The 18,919-nt window shown below is 73.0% G+C and carries 20 protein-coding genes and 1 pseudogene; 11 read left to right on the top strand and 10 right to left on the bottom strand.

The annotated features are described in order from the left end of the window. Positions 1–14 precede the first annotated feature (14 nt). The gene (locus OTB20_RS30135) at positions 15–617 is read left to right on the top strand and encodes a TetR/AcrR family transcriptional regulator (protein ID WP_267759681.1); all 603 of its coding nucleotides are present in this window, start codon (positions 15–17) and stop codon (positions 615–617) included. Between the two features lie 65 nt (positions 618–682). Beyond that, entirely contained in the window at positions 683–1,486 is an 804-nt protein-coding gene (locus OTB20_RS30130) for a hypothetical protein (RefSeq protein ID WP_267822293.1), read from the top strand. On the opposite strand, the gene OTB20_RS30125 is transcribed toward OTB20_RS30130, so the two are convergent. Together OTB20_RS30125 and OTB20_RS30120 are read right to left on the bottom strand one after the other, a co-directional pair. Continuing rightward, the gene (locus OTB20_RS30125) at positions 1,473–2,306 is read right to left on the bottom strand and encodes an enoyl-CoA hydratase/isomerase family protein (RefSeq protein ID WP_267822291.1); all 834 of its coding nucleotides are present in this window, start codon (positions 2,304–2,306) and stop codon (positions 1,473–1,475) included. The two genes, OTB20_RS30130 and OTB20_RS30125, sit on opposite strands and share 14 nt — an antisense overlap. Positions 2,307–2,329: 23 nt before the next feature. Continuing rightward, on the bottom strand, positions 2,330–3,094 hold the full coding sequence (locus OTB20_RS30120) for a PIG-L deacetylase family protein (protein WP_267822290.1): 765 nt from the start codon (positions 3,092–3,094) through the stop codon (positions 2,330–2,332). 18 nt (positions 3,095–3,112) lie between these two features. Here OTB20_RS30120 and OTB20_RS30115 point away from each other — a divergent pair, with 18 nt between their 5' ends. Then, positions 3,113–3,466, top strand: a complete 354-nt coding sequence (locus OTB20_RS30115) for a hypothetical protein (RefSeq protein ID WP_267822288.1) — start codon at positions 3,113–3,115, stop codon at positions 3,464–3,466. 114 nt (positions 3,467–3,580) lie between these two features. Next, positions 3,581–4,093, top strand: coding sequence for a DUF3887 domain-containing protein (locus OTB20_RS30110; RefSeq protein ID WP_267822286.1), 513 nt, complete (start codon positions 3,581–3,583; stop codon positions 4,091–4,093). 12 nt (positions 4,094–4,105) lie between these two features. Here the strand turns inward: OTB20_RS30110 and OTB20_RS30105 are convergent, their stop codons facing one another. Beyond that, entirely contained in the window at positions 4,106–5,416 is a 1,311-nt protein-coding gene (locus OTB20_RS30105; RefSeq protein WP_267822285.1) for an alpha/beta fold hydrolase, read from the bottom strand. A 173-nt stretch (positions 5,417–5,589) separates the two neighbouring features. Further along, complete coding sequence (locus OTB20_RS30100; protein WP_267822283.1) at positions 5,590–6,675, bottom strand: S-(hydroxymethyl)mycothiol dehydrogenase; 1,086 nt, start codon at positions 6,673–6,675, stop codon at positions 5,590–5,592. Between the two features lie 290 nt (positions 6,676–6,965). On the opposite strand from OTB20_RS30100, the gene OTB20_RS30095 reads away from it, so the two are divergent. Next, on the top strand, positions 6,966–7,916 hold the full coding sequence (locus tag OTB20_RS30095; protein ID WP_267822282.1) for an IS481 family transposase: 951 nt from the start codon (positions 6,966–6,968) through the stop codon (positions 7,914–7,916). On the opposite strand, the gene OTB20_RS30090 is transcribed toward OTB20_RS30095, so the two are convergent. Then, entirely contained in the window at positions 7,913–8,875 is a 963-nt protein-coding gene (locus OTB20_RS30090; protein WP_267822280.1) for a LysR family transcriptional regulator, read from the bottom strand. The two genes, OTB20_RS30095 and OTB20_RS30090, sit on opposite strands and share 4 nt — an antisense overlap. A 70-nt stretch (positions 8,876–8,945) precedes the next feature. Between OTB20_RS30090 and OTB20_RS30085 the strand changes: the two genes are divergently transcribed. The 3 genes from OTB20_RS30085 (at position 8,946) to OTB20_RS30075 (ending at position 12,041) form a co-directional block, all read left to right on the top strand. Beyond that, positions 8,946–9,863, top strand: a complete 918-nt coding sequence (locus tag OTB20_RS30085; RefSeq protein WP_267822278.1) for a dihydrodipicolinate synthase family protein — start codon at positions 8,946–8,948, stop codon at positions 9,861–9,863. 109 nt (positions 9,864–9,972) lie between these two features. Next, positions 9,973–10,923, top strand: a complete 951-nt coding sequence (locus tag OTB20_RS30080; protein WP_267822277.1) for a DUF5954 family protein — start codon at positions 9,973–9,975, stop codon at positions 10,921–10,923. A 446-nt stretch (positions 10,924–11,369) separates the two neighbouring features. Then, a complete protein-coding gene (locus OTB20_RS30075; protein WP_267822275.1) occupies positions 11,370–12,041 on the top strand; it encodes a LysM peptidoglycan-binding domain-containing protein in 672 nt (223 codons plus the stop codon). 30 nt (positions 12,042–12,071) lie between these two features. On the opposite strand, the gene OTB20_RS30070 is transcribed toward OTB20_RS30075, so the two are convergent. Continuing rightward, positions 12,072–12,716 carry a MerR family transcriptional regulator gene (locus tag OTB20_RS30070; RefSeq protein ID WP_267754199.1) on the bottom strand — a complete coding sequence of 215 codons (645 nt, stop codon included), beginning with the start codon at positions 12,714–12,716 and terminating at the stop codon, positions 12,072–12,074. 96 nt (positions 12,717–12,812) lie between these two features. Here OTB20_RS30070 and OTB20_RS30065 point away from each other — a divergent pair, with 96 nt between their 5' ends. Next, positions 12,813–13,322, top strand: a complete 510-nt coding sequence (locus tag OTB20_RS30065) for a DUF4188 domain-containing protein (RefSeq protein WP_267822273.1) — start codon at positions 12,813–12,815, stop codon at positions 13,320–13,322. A gap of 396 nt (positions 13,323–13,718) precedes the next feature. Here the strand turns inward: OTB20_RS30065 and OTB20_RS30060 are convergent, their stop codons facing one another. Further along, complete coding sequence (locus OTB20_RS30060; protein WP_267822271.1) at positions 13,719–15,425, bottom strand: serine/threonine-protein kinase; 1,707 nt, start codon at positions 15,423–15,425, stop codon at positions 13,719–13,721. On the opposite strand from OTB20_RS30060, the pseudogene OTB20_RS42560 reads away from it, so the two are divergent. Then, a pseudogene (locus tag OTB20_RS42560) lies at positions 15,322–15,648 on the top strand (hypothetical protein); the annotation flags it as partial. The gene OTB20_RS30060 and the pseudogene OTB20_RS42560 sit on opposite strands and share 104 nt — an antisense overlap. A 244-nt stretch (positions 15,649–15,892) precedes the next feature. Here the strand turns inward: OTB20_RS42560 and OTB20_RS30055 are convergent. The 3 genes from OTB20_RS30055 to OTB20_RS30045 all read right to left on the bottom strand — a co-directional run bounded on the left by OTB20_RS30055 (position 15,893) and on the right by OTB20_RS30045 (position 17,974). Beyond that, complete coding sequence (locus OTB20_RS30055; protein WP_267822269.1) at positions 15,893–16,159, bottom strand: GlsB/YeaQ/YmgE family stress response membrane protein; 267 nt, start codon at positions 16,157–16,159, stop codon at positions 15,893–15,895. A gap of 112 nt (positions 16,160–16,271) precedes the next feature. Beyond that, the gene (locus tag OTB20_RS30050; protein WP_267822267.1) at positions 16,272–17,153 is read right to left on the bottom strand and encodes a hypothetical protein; all 882 of its coding nucleotides are present in this window, start codon (positions 17,151–17,153) and stop codon (positions 16,272–16,274) included. Next, positions 17,150–17,974: a phosphatase PAP2 family protein gene (locus OTB20_RS30045; RefSeq protein WP_267822265.1), complete on the bottom strand. Its 825-nt coding sequence runs from the start codon at positions 17,972–17,974 to the stop codon at positions 17,150–17,152. The genes OTB20_RS30050 and OTB20_RS30045 overlap by 4 nt, the downstream gene beginning before the upstream one ends. A gap of 206 nt (positions 17,975–18,180) precedes the next feature. On the opposite strand from OTB20_RS30045, the gene OTB20_RS30040 reads away from it, so the two are divergent. After that, complete coding sequence (locus OTB20_RS30040) at positions 18,181–18,813, top strand: TetR/AcrR family transcriptional regulator (protein WP_267822263.1); 633 nt, start codon at positions 18,181–18,183, stop codon at positions 18,811–18,813. Positions 18,814–18,919: the final 106 nt, after the last annotated feature.

The raw sequence follows: 18,919 nt of genomic DNA, 5'->3' as shown, positions 1-18,919 counted from the left end.
CCCTGGAGGTTGCGGTGAGCACGGCGAGTACGAGCCGACCGTCGTTGACGGAGCGGCGCAGGGAGACCACCCGGTACGAGATCGCGGAGGCCGCGGCCGCGCTGTTCTCGGAGCGGGGGTACGAGGCCACGACGGTCGACGACATCGCGCGGGCGGCCGGCATCTCGCTGCGCACCTTCTACCGGTACTGCCCGGCCAAGGAGGATGCCTTGACCCCGGTCCTCACCGCCGGAGTCGCCACCCTGGTCGAGGAACTCGCCCTGCGCCCCGCGGCGGAGCCGCTCACGGAGGCGGCGCAGGCCGCCTTCACCACCGCGACGGCGAACGCGCGCTACGAGGAGCCGGGGCAGACGGTCCGCCTCATCCAGGTGATGAGCGGCGTCCCGGAGATCCGCCTGCGCTGGCTGGCGGCCGCCCGCGCGATGCAGGACCGCCTGGTGCCGGTCCTCGCTGTCCGTACGGGCCGCCCCGAAGCCGCCCTGGAGACGCGCGTCTTGGCGGCCGTCCTCATCGACGCGGTCACCGTGGCCCTCGAGCACTGGGCCGCCGAGGGCGGCCTCGAGCCCCTGCCGGCCGTCTCGGCCCGCGCCCTGGCCCTCCTGCGCCTGGAGGAGTAGCGGGGCTCCGGAGCCGCCGGGCCCCGGAGCCGCGGTTGTCAGTGGCCCCGGGCAGCATGGGCCGTATGGAACTCGCCGATCTGACCCTTGACCTGTGGCGCTCGCTCGGGCTGCCGGACGTCCGACGGTTCGCCCGGGAAGCCGCCGACCGGGTGGGGGGACGGGTGGGCCCGGTCGATGTCGTCGAGCATCTCCGCGGGCCGCTGCACCGTGTCCTCGTGGAGCGGGACGGGCAGCAGTTCGCGCTGGTCCCCGGGGGAACGGTCCGCCTCGGGTTCGATGTGGACGCATGGGAGCCCACAGCGGAGCAGACCGCCGACTACGCGCGAAGCCTGGACGAGGAGTTCGGGTACGGCCCCGACCTCAAGGCGCACCTCACGGAGTTGCTGAGTCCGCCCCGGACCGTGACCCTGGCGACGGTGTTCATGGCGGTGGAGAACGAGGCGCTCACCGAACCCCCCTGCGACATACCCGCATTGCTCGCGGGGCGCGGGCTGCGGATGCCCGGCGGCGACGAGTGGGAGCACGCGTGCGGGGCCGGGGCGCGCACCCTCTTCCGGTGGGGCGGCACCTGCCCGCTCGACGAACCGTCCTGGGGCGGCGGCGCGGGCGGACCGCGGTGCGAGCCCAACGCCTTCGGGCTGCGCATCGCCTACGACTCCTACACTGCCGAGCTCAGCAGCGACCCGGGCGCCGTGCACGGCGGGGACGGCGGCGAGTCCGTCTGCGGCGGCTACGGGGACCTGTGGGCCTGGCTGACGCTGGCCACGGCGAACCGCAACCCCTCGATGGCCGAGTTCGTGTACGGCCCGGACGGTGCGGACGCCTGGGACGCCTTCTCCGTGCGGCCCGTGCTCAGCCTCCGGTGAAGTGCGGGGGCCGGCGCTGCGCCTTGGCGGCGTAGCCCTCGCGGGAGTCCTCCGAGGTGAGGGTGAGGGCCGCCGTCATCGCCACGCGGTCGAGGGCCGCGGGCAGAGCGGCGTCCGCGTAGGAGTCGATCGCGCGCTTGATGCCCTGGACGGCCAGCGGGGCATTGGCCGCGATCTCCGCCGCGAGCGCGCGGGAGACCTGCTCCAACTCATCGAGCGGGACGACCTGTTGTACCAGATTCAGGCGCTCCGCCGTCCGGGCGTCGATGCGGCGGCCCGTCAGTGCCAGGAACTTGGCCCAGCCGGCTCCCGCCTCGCGGGCGATGCGCAGGTCGCCGCCCGCGTCCACCGCGACGCCCAACTGGGCCTCGGGCAGGGCGAAGAGGGCGTCCTGTGCCACCACCCGGATGTCTGCCATGAGGGCGAGTTCGAAGCCGAAGCCCAGGCAGTAGCCCTGCACCGCCGCCACGACCGGCTGCGGCAGCCGGGCCAGGACCGCGAAGCGTTCGTGGACCCAGCGGATGCCCTCGTAGTAGTTGCGGTTGCGTTCGGCGGCCGAGGCCCCCGTGATCGCACCGCCCGGGGCCGTCACGTCGATGCCCGCGCAGAACGCCCGGCCCTCGGCCCGCAGCAGCACCACCCGTACGGCCGGGTCGAAGCGGATCCGGTCCGCCAGCAGCCCGAGCTGGCGAGTGGACTCCCAGCTCCAGCCGTTGAGCTTCTCCGGCCGGCAGAGGGTGAGTTCCGCGATCCCGTCCGCGATGTCCAGACGGATCCGTTCCTCACCCTCCTCGATCTCCGTGCTGATGGTGTCGATCACGCGGACACCTTAGGGCGCACCGCTCAACGCGGGAAGACCTCGAACGCCACCGCCGGGCGGCCCGCGAACCGGGGCGCCACCTGCAGGGCGTTGCGCGTCAGGAAGGTGCGTACGTACGTCTCCGGGTCCTCGTCCGTCAGCGCCGCGATGTACGCCTTGTGTTCCATCAGGGACTTCACCGAACGCTCCATCCCGGGGCCGGCGTCGGCCGCGTGCGTGGGCGTCGTGGTGCCGGACACCGCCACCCAGCGCACCCCGTCCCACGGCTCCAGGCCGTTTTCCGTGAGGAGTTCGGGGAAGATCCAGCGGTTGCCCGCGTCGCTCGCCGCGTCCAGGGTGGCCCGGCCGACCGCCTTGTGGTCGGGGGAGTTCCAGTTGCCGCCGCCGTCGGCCCCGCCCCACGTGTCCCGGTGGTTCAGCGTGATCACCAGCTCGGGGCGGTGGCGCCGGATGGCGGCCGCGATGTCCCTGCGCAGGTCCGGGCCGTACTCGACCACCCCGTCGCGGTGGTCGAGGAACTCCACCGTGGGCACCCCGACGACGGCCGCGCTCGCGCGCTGCTCCGCCTCGCGCAGGGGGGCGCACGCATCGGGGTCGATGGTGTCGATGCCCGCCTCGCCGCGCGTGGCGAGCAGGTAGACGATCTCGCGGCCGCCGTCCGTCCAGTCCGCGATGGCCGCCGCGCAGCCGTACTCCAGGTCGTCGGGGTGCGCCACGACGGCGAGCGCCTTCTGCCAGTCGGTGGGCATGGGCTCCAAGGGGGCGGGCCCGTCCAGTCGTTCGTTCATACGTCGCACAATAGGCGAATGGATATTCAAGGGCGCGTGGTGGCCCTCCTGGACGCCACCGGCTCGTTCTTCGAGCCGGCGCGCACGGCGTTCCCGGGGGCGAGCGCGGCCGCCTGGGGGCGGGCCGCCCGTACAGAGCGCGGAAGTGGCGGCCCTGGACCGGGCGGACCCGGTGTGGGACTGGTCACCGGTGACGTACTGGTCCATGCGGTACAGCGGGCCGATCCGGCGGTCCCGTACTCCCCCGAACGCGACCGGGCCGCCGCCCGAGCCTCGCGGGAGGTCCTGGCCCTGGCGGTGCGCCGGCGCGCCCTGCTGGCCGCCGCCCACCTGACCCAAACCTTCGTGGAGCCGCCCGGACCGGGCGCCTGAGACCTCGGGCGCCTTCCGGCAGCCGACATGCGACCGCCATGGGGCCGCCCTAGCATGAAGGGCGGCGTCCCAGGCGAATCCTCCGGGCCTCTCGAACGGGAGAAGGAGAGGGCCATGGTCCTGATGTGCGGCAAAGGCGCGACGCGTGGCCGGAAGCGGCGAGTGGTTCAGGTCGTCCCCGCGGCGGTGCTGGCTTCCAGTGCGTTGCTGCTGACCAGCGGTTCCACGCCGGGTGTGGCCATGACCCACGCCCCCGCGGAGGTCGCGCGGGTCATGGCCCCGGCTGTGATGACGGTGCCTGCCCGGGCCGATGACGAGCGGCTCGCACTCGATACGCTCGAGGAGGTGGTGCGAGGCGACTTCACCGCCGTCTCGAACCGCTTCGACGAGACGATCCGGCACCAAGCGTCTCCCGAGTCGCTCGCGACGTCCTGGAAGGACTACCAGGAGCAGTTCGGGGCTTACCGGTCACACGGGGATCCGCAGCAGGTCGCGTCCCTCCAGGGGACCGTGGTCAACGTGCCCCTGCGCATGGCGAAGCGGCCCGGAGAATTCCGCGTCACCTTCGACGCGGACGGACGCCTCACCGGTTTGTACTTCCTCCGAACGGGAGTGCCGGTCCCCTGACTTCGCGGGGGCTCAGGCCTCGTCCCGTACGAGCGCCAGCAGCCGGTCCAGGACGCGCGGGCCGCCTGCACGGACCCCGTCGTGTTCGAACTCGTCCGTCACCCAGGTCTTCAGCCCCCGGACGGCGCGGGCGGTGGCCAGGGAGTGCTCGGTGTCCACGTACATGTCGTCGTGGTAGACGGCCGCGGCCACCGGCACCTCGTTGGCGGCGAGCCGCGCCCGGTCGTACAGCGGGGTCCAGCCGGTGCGTGCCAGCAGCAGCTCCGCGGTCTCGCGCAGCGGGGCGAGCGCCGGATCGCAGTCGAAGTGCCAGGGGTGGATGGTCTCACCGGTGAAGTAGAGCGGCTCCGCGCCCGCGAGGGTCTTGGCGGCGTCGAAGCGCGGATGGCCGGTGCGGACCCGCTCGGCGGCCCAGCCGATGGGCGCTTGCGGGTCCTGAATGTAGATCGCCTCGTGGAGCAGGGCGTAGAGGGGGTGCCCGGCGAAGGACAGCTGGGCGTGCACGGCCTCCAGGAAGGCGTCGGAGAGCGCGGGTCCGGCCGGGGTGGGGACGAAGGCGTCCTCCAGCAGGTAGTGCAGCTGGTGGCTGCCGTCCGAGCCGCCGAGGAGGAGGCCCAGGGACTGGAAGGCCTCGGCCGTCAGCCGGTATCCGCCGGGGAGTTCGGCCGGGCTCTCGAGGAGGTGGGCGGCGATGCGGCGGGCCCGGTCCACGTCCATGGGGTAGCGGGCGTAGTGCGCCCGGTTCTTGCGCTCGATGCGGGGGTACGCGGCTTCGTACACCTCGGCCGCGGTGGCGTCGAGGGAGGGCAGCCCACCGGTGATGAGGGCGGCGGTCAGCCCCTCGGGCGCGGCGCCCAGGTAGTGGGTGACGCAGAAGCCGCCGAAGCTCTGGCCGAGGACCGTCCAGGGCGCGCCGCCGGTGAGGAGCGGGCGGATGGTCTCGGCGTCGCGCACGATGGAGTCGGCGCGGAAGTGGGCGAGGTACTCGGCCTGCTGCGCGGGGGCGCCGCGCAGCGGCAGGGTCTGCCGGTTGACCGGGGTGGAGCGGCCCGTGCCGCGCTGGTCGAGGAGCAGGACCCGGTACTCGGCCAGGGCCCGCTCCAGCCAGGCCTGCCGGCCGGTGAACCGGCGGGCGCCGAAGCCGGGACCGCCCTCCAGGTAGAGCAGCCAGGGCAGGGACTGGGGGTCCTTGCCGGTGGCGACCAGTTCGCGCGCGTACAGGTCGATGCGCTCGCCGTCGGGGCGGGCGTGGTCGAGGGGCACGCTGAACCGGTGGTCGGTGAGGACGACACCGGGCTGGCGGTAGCTGGCGCTGGCGGTCACGGAAGGCCCCTCGGGTACCTCTGCCCCGGCCGGGTCGCGGCCGGGGGGTACGGATCTGGCGGTGCCCCGAGTCTAGTACGGGCCGAATTATGGTCATGGCCCTTACCGGCGCCGGGCCCCGGGCCGGGTGGACCCGGCCGCGGCGGGCCGGGCCGCGGTGGTTTGGAGGCGGGTCAGAACTCGACCACCGAGCGGAGCACCTCGCCCCGTTCCATCCGCTCGAAGGCGGCCTCGACCCCGTCCAGTGCGATCCGCTCGGAGACGAACGCGTCGAGGTCGAGGCGCCCTTGCAGGTAGAGGTCGATGAGCAGCGGGAAGTCCCGCTCGGGCAGGCAGTCCCCGTACCAGGAGGACTTCAGGGCACCGCCGCGCCCGAAGACGTCCAGCAGCGGGAGTTCGAGGCGCATCTCCGGCGTCGGGACGCCGACCAGCACCACCGTGCCGGCCAGGTCGCGGGCGTAGAACGCCTGGCGGTACGTCTCGGGGCGGCCGACGGCATCGATGACCACGTCGGCGCCGTTGCCGCCGGTCAGCTTCTGGATGGCCTTGACGACGTCCTCGGTCCCGCCGTTGACGGTGTGCGTGGCGCCGAGTCCCCGCGCCCACTCCAGCTTCCGGTCGTCCAGGTCCACGGCGATGATCCGCGAGGCCCCGGCCAGCCTGGCCCCGGCGACGGCGGCGTTGCCCACTCCCCCGCAGCCGATGACGGCCACGGAGTCGCCGCGCTCGACGTTGCCGGTGTTCAGGGCGGCTCCGAGGCCGGCCATCACCCCGCAGCCGAGCAGTCCGGCGGCGGCGGGCGAGGCCGCCGGGTCCACCTTGGTGCACTGACCGGCGGCCACCAGGGTCTTCTCGGCGAAGGCCCCGATGCCGAGGGCCGGGGAGAGCGGGGTGCCGTCCTCGAGGGTCATGGGCTGGGTGGCGTTGTGCGTGGCGAAGCAATACCAGGGGCGGCCGCGCTTGCAGGCCCGGCAGCTCCCGCACACCGCCCGCCAGTTGAGGACGACGAAGTCACCGGGTGCGACGGAGGTGACGTCCGGTCCGACCGATTCGACGACCCCGGCGGCCTCGTGGCCCAGCAGGAAGGGGAACTCGTCGTTGATCCCGCCCTCCCGGTAGTGCAGGTCGGTGTGGCACACCCCGCAGGCCTGGACCCGTACGAGCGCCTCGCCGGGGCCCGGGTCGGGCACGAGGATCGTCGTGGTCTCCACCGGCGCGCCCTTGCTCCGGGCGATGACCCCTCGTACGCGATGCGTCACGTGCTACCCCGTTCTCGTTCACGGTCTCGTCGACTGCACCGGCGGCTCCGCGAGGGCTCCGCCGGTCCGGCCAACGTACACGCGCTGTCCCGCGCGCGGGAGTTGCCCCGCGCCGCCGCGCCCCCGTGCCCCACCGCCCCGGCGCGTCGGGCCGCCGCGGGAGCGCTAGGTCTTCTGTCCCGGGAGGTTGTGGACGGGTGATGTAGGTCTCGGCTGAGGGATCTTGAATGGGTGAGGGCCTTCCGGGTTCGGTGTGGATTGCGACGTCTACACCGACCAGAAAGGCCCTCATGCCCCACCGTAATGCACCCCTGACCGAGACCGGACGCCTGCGGCTGGCCCGCTGCGTGGCCGTGGACGGCTGGCCGCTGCGGCGTGCCGCCGAGCGGTTCCAGGTGTCAGCGACCACCGCCCAGAGGTGGGCCGCCCGCTACCGGGCCTCCGGTGAGGCCGGCATGGCCGACCACTCCTCGCGCCCCCACCGCAGCCCCAAGCGGACACCCACCCGCACCGAACGCCGGATCATCAAGGTCCGCGTCCTGCGCCGGTGGGGACCGGCCCGCATCGCCCACCACCTGCGGCTGGTCCCTTCCACCGTCCACCGGATCCTGACCCGGTACCGGATCGCCCGCCTGACCCACCTCGACCGCGCGACCGGCCGTGTCATACGCCGCTACGAACGCGAACGCCCGGGTGAACTGGTCCACGTCGACATCAAGAAACTCGGCAACATCCCCGACGGCGGCGGCCACAAGACCCGCGGACGCCAGGACGGCCGCAAGAAGCGCGGGGCCGGCTACCAGTACATCCACACCGCCGTCGACGACCACTCCCGCCTCGCCTACAGCGAAATCCTGCCCGACGAGAAGAAAGAAACCGCCACCGCGTTCTGGCAGCGGGCCCAGGCCTACTACACCAGCGTCGGGATCACCGTCGAACGCGTCCTGACCGACAACGGCTCCTGCTACAAGTCATATGCCTGGCGGGATCTACTGGCAGCGGCCAGGATCACCCACAAGCGAACCCGGCCCTACCGGCCCCAGACCAACGGCAAAGTCGAACGCCTCAACCGCACCCTGCTCGAGGAGTGGGCCTACGCCCACCCCTACCGGTCAGAACAAGAACGACGCGACGCCTACCCCCAGTGGCTCCACACCTACAATCACCACCGCGGACACACCACACTCGCAGGCAAACCACCCGCCAGCCGCGTCCCCAACCTCACAGGGCAATACACCTAGGCCAGTTCGGGCGGCAGCGCCTCCCGCAGGGCCGCGCCGAAGGCGGCCACGGCGGGGTGGGCGGCGGCTCCGCTGCGGAAGGCCACGTTGGTGCGGCGCTCCATGGCGAGGCGGGTGAGCGCGACGGCCGGATCCGCGTGCCCGGTGATCCCGAGCTGCGGCACCACGGCCACTCCCTGGCCGGCCGCGACCAGGGCGAGCACGGTGGCGAACTCGTCCACCTGGTGGCGGATCCGTGGCGTGAACCCGGCGTCCCGGCAGGCCCGCACGGTCATGGCGTGGCAGAGCGTGCCGGGCGTGGCGGTGATCCAGGGCTCGTCGGCGTGCGCACGGAGCAACGCGCGCTGCCCGGCTCCGCCCGCCCCGGGAACCCCGGCCGGAACCCCGGCAGGGGCCACGGCAGGGGCCACGGCAGGGGCCACGGCGCCGGCCGGACCCGCCAGGTACATCGCCTCGCGGTAGAGCGGTTCGGTGGCGAGCCCCGGCTCCTGCGGCGCGGGAACGAAGTCGTACGCGTGAATCAGGGCCACGTCCAGGTCCCCGGCCCGCAGCGCGTCCGCGACCGCCGCCGGGTCGGTTTCGGACACCATCGGCTCCAGTCCCGGGTGCCGGCGGGCCAGGGCTGCCAGGGCCGCCGGCACGATCGCCCGGGTCGCGGTGGGGAAGGAGCCGATCCGCAGTGCTCCGGCGAGTCCGCCGCGCGCCTGGGCGAGCTCGGCGTCGGCCCGCTCCAGCAGCTCCAGCACCGCGTCGGCGCGGCGGACCAGGTTCTGCCCGGCGGGCGTGAGCCGGACCCGGCGCCCGGTGCGTTCCAGCAGGGGCAGTCCGGCCTCCCGTTCGAGGACCGAGAGCTGCTGGGACACCGCCGAAGGGCTGAAGGAGAGCGCATCGGCGACCGCGGCGATGGTCCCGCGGTGGGCCAGTTCGCGCAGCAGGCGCAGGCGTCGTACATCGAGCATCGGATCAGCTTACGGTTCAGGTAAGAAACGCGAACTGGATTCGATGCTCGGGACGGTCCAGGCTCGACCCATGACCCAGACTCCGAGAACGCCGCCGCCCACCGCACACGCCCCTCAGGGGATCCACGTACCGCTGATCACCCCCTTCGCCTCCACCGGGGAGGTCGCCTACGACGCCCTGGAGGCGATCGCCCATGAGGTGCTCGACGCGGGGGCCACCGGGATCGTGGCGCTCGGCACCACCGGCGAGCCGGCCGCCCTCGACGAGGCGGAGCGCGACCTCGTCACCGACGTCTGCGCCCGGGTCTGCCGGGAGCGCGGGGCGGCGCTGACCGTGGGCGCCGGGGCGAGCGGAACCCGGGCTGCCGAGGAGTCGCTGGCCCGGCTGGGGCGGTGGCCCGAGGCGCGGGCCGCGCTGGTGACCGTGCCCGCGTTCGTACGGCCCTCGGCCGCCGGGGTGCTCGCGCACTTCGAGCGGCTGGCGCGGACGAGCCCGGTACCGCTGATCGTCTATCACGTCCCGTACCGGACCGGGCTGCCGCTGGACGCGTCCCTGCTGCGGGAGATCGGGGCGCTGCCCGGGGTGGCCGCGGTGAAGTACGCGGTCGGCTCGCTCGACGGGGAAGCGGTGGCGCTGCTCGGTGATCTACCGGACGGCTTCGCGGTGTTGGCGGGCGACGACGCCTTCCTCTCGCCACTGCTGGCACTCGGCGCGGCGGGCGGGGTCCTCGCCTCGGCCCATATCGCGACGGCCCGGTTCGTCGAGCTGGCGGCCGCCTGGAGGGCGGGCGAGGCGGACCGGGCACGCGCTCTGGGCCACACGCTGGCCCGGCTCTCCGCGACCCTCTTCACGGAGCCCAACCCTGCTGTCATCAAGGGGGTGTTGTGCGCGCAGGGCCGCATCCCGACCCCGGAGGTACGCCTCCCCCTGCTGCCGGCGGGCAGGGAATCGGTCGCTGCGGCGCTGCGGGAACTGGCGGCGCTCTAGCGCTGTGGCCGGAGGAGTCCACTCTCTCCGGCTAGCACACCGTCGTCTGTTCGGGGCCGAGTTGCCCATGCTCCCGGCGGCCGGTCCGGAGCTGTGCCCAGAATGCGGGATGAGCAGCGAGGTACCCCCCGGGCGCGAGCACCTCTACATGAACGTCGAGCACGCGAAGCATCCGGTGGCCGCCGCACAGGAGGCCGATGCCTCCGACGCCGCGCGGCGGTACGCGCACTACATCATCCGGGGGCCGCTCTTCGGAATCGCCGCCCAGGACGTGGGCGACGGGCACCGGTGGCGGGTGCTGACCCCGGTCGCCTGCGGGTTTCCGCAGGACGCCCGGGACCGGCTGAACTCCGCCCTGTGGTTGCGGGCCAAGGACGACACGGAGGACCGGGCGGTCCGCCGGGAGCTGCTGGCGGCCGTGGCGCGGCTGGAGACGGAGCCGGTCGACGAGGTGACCGCGGCCGGCACCCGCTACCGGCTGGTGCGGTGCGAGGAGATCGTCTACGGCAACGGGGAAGGGCTCGAGCCGCCCCGGCCCACCGATCCGGAGCCGGCCGTGCGCGACTGGGAGCCGGAAACCCGGGGCCCGGACGTCGACGAGGGCTTCGTGATCGACCACATCGCGGCGGCGAGCGTCATGGAGGCCTCCGAGCGACTCGCGCTGATGGGCCTGCACTACCGCAGCACGCGCTACCCGGCCCAGGTGCGGGCGGACTCGCGGAGCGCGCTGCGCACACACGCCGGGATCGTGCTGCTGCCGACCGCCTACCGGGTGCTCGAGCGCACGGCGGCGGGCTGGCAGCCCGCGTCCGAGGTGCTGTCGAGCCCGCACGCGGCCCGCAGGGCGCTGGTGCACACCCTGACCCCGCTCCGGCCCGCCGTGTACGAGCTGCCGGCGGCCCGGCGTGCGGGGTACGAGCGGGCGGCGGCGGAGTTCCGGGCGGCCGGGGACTCGAACGCCGTGCGCCTCGACGACGGCCGGGAGCTGCTGATCGTCCGGATGCGCCGGCTGGTGCGGATCGGGCCCGACGGGCCGGAGAGCGCGCGGCCGTCGGACTAGGAGGTGGACGGGGAGGGACCCAACCGGCTCCGCCCCGCGACGGCTGAGGACGGCACGATCACCTAGGCACGGTCACCCAGGTGGGCCGATTGACCCGGGATGGGCGATTCGCCGCCAACGGGCGGCTCGCCCGAATCAGGCCCGGCGACGGGCGACTTGCCCGGATTGGGCCCTCGCCCGCCGGCCCGTGATGTGAGTCACGCCCGCGGCGTCAACATCATTTCCCCCCGAGGGGCGATTCCCTTTTCCCGGTTGGACATTCGGGAATTCCAAGAGCCCTTTTCAAGGTCATCCATCGGGCCGGTCACAGGAAGTTGATCTCCCGGTCGAATTCATGGCTTGTTCCGGCCCGCCGGGCCACCTACGGTCACCTCATTCCCGGTGGTCAGCTGCCGAATCCGGCCTCCGCCAGGGCTCTTCCGTACCCCCACGTGAGGAATTCCGCCATGCCCGCAAAGGGAAAGCACCGCCGGCCGAAGCAGCACCACGCACTCACCCGCACGCTGGCCCTCGCCGGCACGGGCAGTGCGGCGCTGGCCCTCCCACTGATCAGCACGACCACCGCCGGAGCCGCCGAGGTGGCCGTCGCCCCGACGACCTACTCCGTGGTCAGCGGTGACACCCTGAGCAAGATCGCGGCCGAGCACTCCATCGGCGGCGGCTGGGAGAAGCTCTACGAGGCCAACCGGAGCATCGTCGGCGCCAACCCCTCGGCCATCCGCCCCGGCCTGAAGCTGAACCTCACCACGGGCGCCGCGCCTGCCGCGGCCAAGGCCGTCAAGGCGTCCACCGGTTACGCGAACAACCTCGACGGCTGGATCCGCCAGTCGCTCGACGTCATGGCGCAGCACGGAATTCCCGGCAGCTACGAAGGAATTCACCGCAACGTCATGCGCGAATCCTCGGGAAATCCGATGGCCATCAACAACTGGGACTCCAACGCGGCGGCCGGCATCCCCTCCAAGGGACTCCTCCAGGTCATCGACCCGACTTTCCGGGCCTATCACGTCCCGGGCACCCCCCTGGACTCCTACGACCCGGTCGCCAACATCACGGCCGCCTGCAATTACGCGGCCGCCCGCTACGGTTCGATCGACAACGTCAACGGCGCCTACTGAGCGAGCTCGCGGTACGCCGCTCCCGCTCGCTCACTCCAGCCCGTAACGCCGCGCCGATTCCTCCTCCTGCGCCAGCCGGTGCAGGGCCTTCAGTACCGGCTGGAAGAGGACGGCCGCGGCCACCACCATCTCGACCTTCTCCGCCTCGGAGGGGTACGTCTCCATGAGGTCCAGGTCGCGCACAGCCGCCTGGTACATCAACTCGGCGTACGGGGCCATCAGTTCGGCGCCCCACGGATAGCCGAGCCGGATGAGCGTCGACACCGCCAGTACCAGCGAGCGGTGCACCGGGGACAGCGCCCCCACCTCCCGGGCCGTCGACCAGCCCAGTGTCTCCAGCAGCCGGTCCACCTCGTAGCGCGCGGTCACCACCGCCGGGTCCTCGTCGTCCGACTCGGGACCCTGCGGCAGCGCCCAGAGCGCCGCGCCCATCCGGATCGTCCGGCCCAGGGACTCGTCGTCCACGTGCGCGAGCACTTCCCGGGCCTTGGCCACCGGAATCCCGCCGACCTGGATCAGCGCGCGGATCAGCCTCAGTCTCCGCAGATGCTCCTCGTCGTAGTCGGCGGTCGTCGCACTGACCCGCCGCCCCGGCGCCAACAGGCCCTCTCGCAGGTAGTACTTGATGGTCGCTGTGGAGACGCCACTGCGCTCGCTCAACTCCGCCAGTCGCATCTCTTGAACCTTCCCTTGGAGAGTGCAACTATCCAACGGTGCACGGCAGTGCGGTCGGACAGTGCCGCAATCCAACCAGGCCACTTCGGAGGCAGAGTGACCGCCAAGCCATTACCGGGCCGCACCACCGCGGCAGCCGAGGGCGACGTCGTCGTCCTGCTCATCGGAATGCGCATCAACCACTTCTGGGCCCTGCACCACTGGGTCCCGGTCCTGCTCGCCATGCCCCGCATGCTCCGCGAACTGGCCCGGGACGAGGGCCGCGGCCTGCTCGGCCACGTCCTGCTCACCGCCTCGCCCCGCACGTACTACGTGGTCCAGTACTGGGAGTCGAAGGAGAAGCTCTACGCGTACGCCGCGGCTCCCGACATGTTCCACCACCGGGTCTGGGCGATCATCAACCGCAAAGAGGGCGCGGGCAAGCTCCGCCGCCACGTGGGCCTGTGGCACGAGTCGTACATCGTCCCGGAGGGCTCGTACGAGTCGATCTACGCCGACATGCCGCCCTTCGGCCTGGCCGCGGCCACCGGAGTACTCCCCCTGGAGGCCCGCGGCCGCCGCGCCGCCAACCGCCTGAGCCACCGCTCCCGCCCGGAAGCGGCTTAGCACTGCCCGGGTCCCGGAACCTCCGGTGTGTGGAAAGCGGACTCATCGGACCAGCTGCGTCTGTCGCCCTGTGCGTCGTCTGCTTCGGCGTCTGCCTCGGCGTCTGTCGTGCCGCCTGCTCCGTCGCCCGCGTCCTCGTCTGCCTCATGCCCGACACGCTACGGACGGGTGCCGGGCCTCCGGCAGAGTCGCGCGTACGGACTCCAGCCGTACAAATGTCACTGCCCGGCGGCCCGTTCGCGTGGGCGGGTCAGACGGCGGTACGCCGCCTGCGCGCCCTGGCGGCGCACCGGGGTGCGCGGCGGGGCCCTGGGCAAGGGCCTCGGCTACGGCGCTGGTCCGGGGAGCCGGTCTCGGCGGCATCGTCGAGCCGGTTCGTGAAGGCGCGCCCGGCTGTCAGTTCACGTAGACCTTTTTGATCTTGAAGTCGGTGCCGGCGAGGACGTAGCCGCCCTGTCCGTACTCGTCGTTCAGATAGGGACGGATCGCGGGGGTCTGGAGCCAGGGCGAGACGTTGAGGTAGCGGGAGCTCGGGTTGTCGACGCCGAGCTCCTTCGTCGACTGGGCCAGCAGGCCGGGCAGCGCGTCCCAGTCGAGTGCCTCCATGTCCATGAGCGGGTCGCCGGCCTTCACGGTGCCGGAGGGGCCGGTGCGCTTGGCGACGCCGCCGCGGTACTGCCAGGAGTCGACGGTCTTGGCTCCGGGAGCGGTCGGGATGTCGGCGAGCACGTACTCGTCGTAGACCTTCATGTCGACGAAGGTGGTCGTTCCGGTCTGCTGCTTGAACGCCTCGACGGCCGTACGGATGTTGGCCGGATCGATGAGGCTGCCCTTGGGCGGGGTGGCCGTCTTCGGGGCGCTCGCCTTCGGGGTGGGGGCGGAGACCACCGCGGTGACCGGGACCGGAGAGACCGGCGCGGAGGCGGACGCGGACGCGTTGCCCGAGGGCGACGTGTCACCGCTCTTGCCCGCGGCTGCGCCGGCGTTACCGTCGGGCAGCCACTTGACGAGGCCAATGATCCCGCCGGTCAGGACCACCGCGAGGAGTCCGGCGAGCAGGGCCGGCCGGCGGTGGCGCGGACCGGCCGGGGTGGCCACGGGGACGGTGTAGGCGTACGGGTTGCCCGCGCCGGGGACGAACGGCGCATGGGAGGGTGGCGCCGCCGGTATCGGGTTCATGGCCGGACCGGGGTCCGGGGCCACCGGCCCGAAGTTCCCGAGGGCGACCGGCGGTACCACCGGGGCGGCGCCGCCGAGAGCACTGCTCGCACCACGGAGCAGTGCTTCCAGCTCCTCGGCGTCTGGCCGCACGGCCAGGTCCCGTACCAGCAGCCGTTCCAGTACGGGTCCCAGCGGGCCGGACCGGACCGGCGCCGGGATCGGCTCGTCGAGGATCGCGACCACGGTGGCCAGGCTCGTGGCCCGGCGCAGCGGGTGCAGCCCCTCCGAGGCCACGTACAGCAGCATCCCGAGCGACCACAGGTCGGAGGCGGCCAGCCCCTCCTCGCCGCGCGCCCGCTCGGGCGCGATGTACTCCGGGGACCCGATCAGCACTCCGGTCGAGGTCAGCCCGGTCGCGCCGTGCAGGGCCGCGATCCCGAAGTCGGTGAGCACCGCGGAGCCGTTGGGCCGCAGCAGCACGTTGGCCGGTTTCACGTCACGGTGCAGCACCCCCTCCGCGTGCGCGGCCCGCAGCGCGGAGAGCAGGTCCAGGCCGAGCCGCAGCACGTCCGCCACCGGCATCGGCCCGTCAGCCAGCCGGTCGGCCAGGGAACCGCCCCTGACCAGTTCCATCACGATCCACGGGTGGCCGTCGGAGCCGGGCTCGGGCTCCACGATGTGGTGGATCGTGACCACGTTCGGGTGGGCGAGCCGGGCCAGGGCCCGGGCCTCGCGGACGGCTCGTTCGCGCAGCTGGACGACGAGCCCCGGCTGTGCGGCGGCGGTCGCCGGGTCCGGCGGCCGCACCTCCTTGAGCGCGACCTCCCGGTCCAGCGCGATGTCACGGGCGCGCCACACGGTCCCCATCCCGCCGCTGCCCAGGGGCCGCGCGAGTTCGAAGCGCCCGTCGATCAACCGTCTGCCGGCCTCACTGCTGTCCATGGCCGGTCATCGTAGGCGCCACCACCGACGACGGCGCACTCGTACCGGGACGTGGACGACTCGGGCGTACGTCGAGACCATCCCCCGGGCGACCGCTTACGCCTGCCTCTACTTCACCGAGATCGCCGGCCGCCCGGTGCAGCTCCGTGCGACGCGCTCCACGGAGGCCTGGCAGTGGCCGGGCCGGAACATGGACCACGGCGAGACGCCGTGGGAGTGCGCGCTCCGGGAGTGTCGGGAGGAGACGGGAATCGTCTTCGAAGGCGAGCGGAAGCTGCTGGGCACGCAGTTCGTCGGCCACCGGGGTGAGGCCTGGCCCGCCAACCACATCGGATTCCTCTTCGACGGCGGTACCTCGCCGACCTGCGGATCGCCGCCATCGTCCTGGACCCAGACGCCGTACCGGCACGGTGGCCATGGAGGCCCGACCCGCCGACCCGCCGACCCGCGATCCGCCGGTCCGCCGGTCAGTTCCGGGAGTTGCCGAAGAGGAGTCGGTAGGCGACGAGGAGGACCAGGGAGCCTGCGATGGCGGAGCCCCAGGTCGCGAGGTCGAAGAAGTCGTTCTGGATCGACCGGCCCAGGAACTTCGCCGAGAGCCAGCCACCGGTGAAGGCGCCGGCGACGCCGATGAGGGTGGTGCCGATCAGGCCGCCCGGGTCACGGCCTGGCAGCAGGACCTTGGCGATCGCGCCCGCCAGCAGTCCGAGGATGATCCAGCCGATGATGCCCATGCCCGTTCACTCCGCTTCGATGTGCGCGCCTCGTGCGCGCGTCGTGTGCTCGTGTCTCACGGAGTCAGACGCTCGAACGGCGCAATCGGTTCTCGGCCGGGCCGCGTACGGATCAGGCCGCCACCCGGGCTCTGGGCGTGACCGTAGCGGAAATCGGAGCGGTAAGGGGCGTCGGCTGCTGCGGAGTTCGCGTGAGCAGCAGCACGCCCCGGGCCGCCGCGAGCGCCCCCAGTACGGCCAGCAGCACCCCGAGCACTCCGCCCTGGATGCGTTCGCCGAGCAGGATCATGCCGATGGCGGCCGCGGCCAGTGGGTTGGTCAGGTTGACCACCGCGAGCGGGGCGCCGAGGCCGCCCCGGTAGGCACGCTGGGAGAGGAGCATCCCGCCGACCGCGAAGACCACCACGAGCAGCGCCACCGAGACGACCCGGAAGCTGAGCAGCGCCCCGCCCCGGCCGGCCGCCAAGGCGACGGTCTGGGTCAGGGCGGAGGCGGCCGCGGAGGCCAGTCCGGAGGCCGTCGCGTGGCGCAGGCCCGAGCGGGTGTCCTTCCGCGCGGTGAGCAGCATGATCACCCCGGCCGTCGCCGCGGAGACGGCGAGTGCCTCGGCCAGGGTCAGGGTCTCGGCGGGGCCGGGGCCCGAGGCGGGCAGCAGGAGCAGTCCGAGGCCGACGACGGTGGCCAGGGTGCCGCGCCACTCGGTGGCCACGACCCGCCGCCCGGCGCCGTGCGCGCCCAGCGGGACGGCGGCGACGAGGGTGAGCGCGCCGAGCGGCTGGACCAGGGTGAGCGGCCCGTACCGCAGGGCGGCGGCGTGCAGGAGCGCGGCGGCGGCGTTCAGGCCGGCCGACCACCACCAGGCGCTGTTGCCGAGCAGCGCCGCGGTGCTGCGGGCGACCCCGCGGCGGGCCAGGCGTTCCTGGGCGACGGCGGCGGCCGCGTAGGCGACGGCGGCGGCGAGGCAGAGCAGGACGGCGAGGAGCGTGGCGTTCACCGGGCCGCTCCTACGGGCTCCATGGGCTCGGTGCCGGCCGGCGCGGGCAGCGGCGGCGGTCGTTGGCCGGGCACGCTCCGCCGGGCGATGAGCGAGCGGCCGGCCGGGCGCGGGACCAGCAGCAGGGCGGCCCCGAGGAGCACGGTGACGACGATGGCGTCGAGCCAGTAGTGGTTGGCCGTGCCGACGATCACGACCAGGGTGACGAGCGGGTGCAGCAGCCACAGGGCGCGCCACCGCGAGGAGGTCGCCGCGATCATGCCGAGGGCCAGCATCAGCGCCCAGCCGAAGTGCAGGGAGGGCATGGCGGCGAACTGGTTGGCCATGGTGTCCGCGGCGGGCGCGGCCCCGTAGACGGTCGGGCCGTAGACCTGCCCGGTGTCGATCAGGTGGGTCGCGTCCAGCATCCGCGGGGGCACGAGGGGGAAGGTCAGGTGGATGACCAGGGCAGCGCCGGTCAGGACCGCCAGGACGCGGCGGGTCCAGAAGTAGTGCGCGGGGCGGCGCACGTAGAGCCAGACGAGGAAGATCACCGTGGCGGGGAAGTGCACGGCCGCGTAGTAGGTGTTCGCCGTGTGTACGAGGGCGTCGCTGTGCAGGAGCAGGCGCTGGACCAGGCCTTCGCCGGGCAGGTGCAGGGTGCGCTCGGCGTCCCAGATCCGGGTGCCGTTGCGGAAGGCCTCGTCCGTGCGGCCGGTGGCGAGCATGCGGCCGCACTTATAGACGGCGAAGAGGCCCACGACGAGCAGGAGCTCTCGCAAGAGGCGGCGGCGGGCGCCCGGCCCCGCGCCGGCCCCGGTAGATGTGGTGTGGGAGGTCATCCCCCGGTCTCGCTTCCTGTACACGGCTCACAATCGACACACCAGTGTATCGATACATTCCCGTATCGATACGAGCGTGTACCGATACGCTCGCGTTCCCGTAGACTTTCACTAGAGGCCGCTGGGGCGCGAGCGAATATCGCCGCCACGGACGGGGGAAAACCCGCCCGCACAGCAAGTGGCACGCATCACCGAGGAGAGCCGCCATGACGTCGCCGACGCCGGACGCCGCCCCGGCCCCCGCGCGCCGCTCCAAGATCACACCGGAGCGGGAGCGACAGCTCTACGACGCCGTCCTGGAGCAGTTGCGCGAGGACGGCTACGAGGCGCTGACCATGGAGAAGATCGCCGCCCGGGCCATCTGCGGAAAGTCCACGCTCTACCGGCAGTGGAAGACCAAACCGCAGCTCGTCGCCGCCGCCCTGCGCGCGGACCGGCGCGGGACCCTCGCCGCGGTGGACACCGGAACCCTCGTGGGCGACCTGCGCGAGGCGGCCCGGATCGCCGCCTGCACCTCGGGGCGCGACACCCGGCTGATGCAGGCCCTCGGGCACGCGGTGCTGAGCGACGAGGAGCTGAAGGCGGCTCTGCGCGAGGCTCTGGTGGAGCCGGAGCGGGCGGCGTTCGACTCGATCGTGGAGCGGGCCGTGGCGCGGGGCGAGCTCGCCCCCGGGCATCCGGCCGTGGAGTTCCTGCCGGCGCAGCTGATGGGCGTACTGCGCATCCGGCCCGTGCTGGAGGGGCGCTACGCCGACGCCGAGTACCTGGTCCGGTTCGTCGACGCCTGCCTGCTCCCGGCGCTGGGCGTGACCCCGTCGGAAGCGCACAGGGCCCCCTGAACCAGCGGGCCGCCGCCTCCGATGACCGGACGGCGACCCGCTCGCGCCGCCTCGTGGGGACGGTGGCGGCGCACCCCCGGGCCGGGGGGCGGGCCCACCCCCGCGG

The organism is Streptomyces sp. H27-H1 (assembly GCF_026627445.1).
Lineage (GTDB): Bacteria > Actinomycetota > Actinomycetes > Streptomycetales > Streptomycetaceae > Streptomyces.
This window is presented reverse-complemented; position numbering and strand designations above follow the sequence as displayed.

Excerpts from the sequence above, each read along its gene's own strand:
- OTB20_RS30055 (WP_267822269.1), bottom strand. The coding sequence starts at position 16,159 with ATGGGCATCATCGGCTGGATCATCCTCGGACTGCTGGCGGGCGCGATC.
- OTB20_RS30075 (WP_267822275.1), top strand. The coding sequence starts at position 11,370 with ATGCCCGCAAAGGGAAAGCACCGCCGGCCGAAGCAGCACCACGCACTC.
- OTB20_RS30095 (WP_267822282.1), top strand. The coding sequence starts at position 6,966 with ATGCCCCACCGTAATGCACCCCTGACCGAGACCGGACGCCTGCGGCTG.
- OTB20_RS30115 (WP_267822288.1), top strand. The coding sequence starts at position 3,113 with ATGGATATTCAAGGGCGCGTGGTGGCCCTCCTGGACGCCACCGGCTCG.
- OTB20_RS30080 (WP_267822277.1), top strand. The coding sequence starts at position 9,973 with ATGAGCAGCGAGGTACCCCCCGGGCGCGAGCACCTCTACATGAACGTC.
- OTB20_RS30070 (WP_267754199.1), bottom strand. The coding sequence starts at position 12,716 with ATGCGACTGGCGGAGTTGAGCGAGCGCAGTGGCGTCTCCACAGCGACC.
- OTB20_RS30090 (WP_267822280.1), bottom strand. The coding sequence starts at position 8,875 with ATGCTCGATGTACGACGCCTGCGCCTGCTGCGCGAACTGGCCCACCGC.
- OTB20_RS30060 (WP_267822271.1), bottom strand. The coding sequence starts at position 15,425 with ATGGACAGCAGTGAGGCCGGCAGACGGTTGATCGACGGGCGCTTCGAA.
- OTB20_RS30110 (WP_267822286.1), top strand. The coding sequence starts at position 3,581 with ATGGTCCTGATGTGCGGCAAAGGCGCGACGCGTGGCCGGAAGCGGCGA.
- OTB20_RS30130 (WP_267822293.1), top strand. The coding sequence starts at position 683 with ATGGAACTCGCCGATCTGACCCTTGACCTGTGGCGCTCGCTCGGGCTG.
- OTB20_RS30120 (WP_267822290.1), bottom strand. The coding sequence starts at position 3,094 with ATGAACGAACGACTGGACGGGCCCGCCCCCTTGGAGCCCATGCCCACC.
- OTB20_RS30045 (WP_267822265.1), bottom strand. The coding sequence starts at position 17,974 with ATGACCTCCCACACCACATCTACCGGGGCCGGCGCGGGGCCGGGCGCC.
- OTB20_RS30085 (WP_267822278.1), top strand. The coding sequence starts at position 8,946 with ATGACCCAGACTCCGAGAACGCCGCCGCCCACCGCACACGCCCCTCAG.
- OTB20_RS30040 (WP_267822263.1), top strand. The coding sequence starts at position 18,181 with ATGACGTCGCCGACGCCGGACGCCGCCCCGGCCCCCGCGCGCCGCTCC.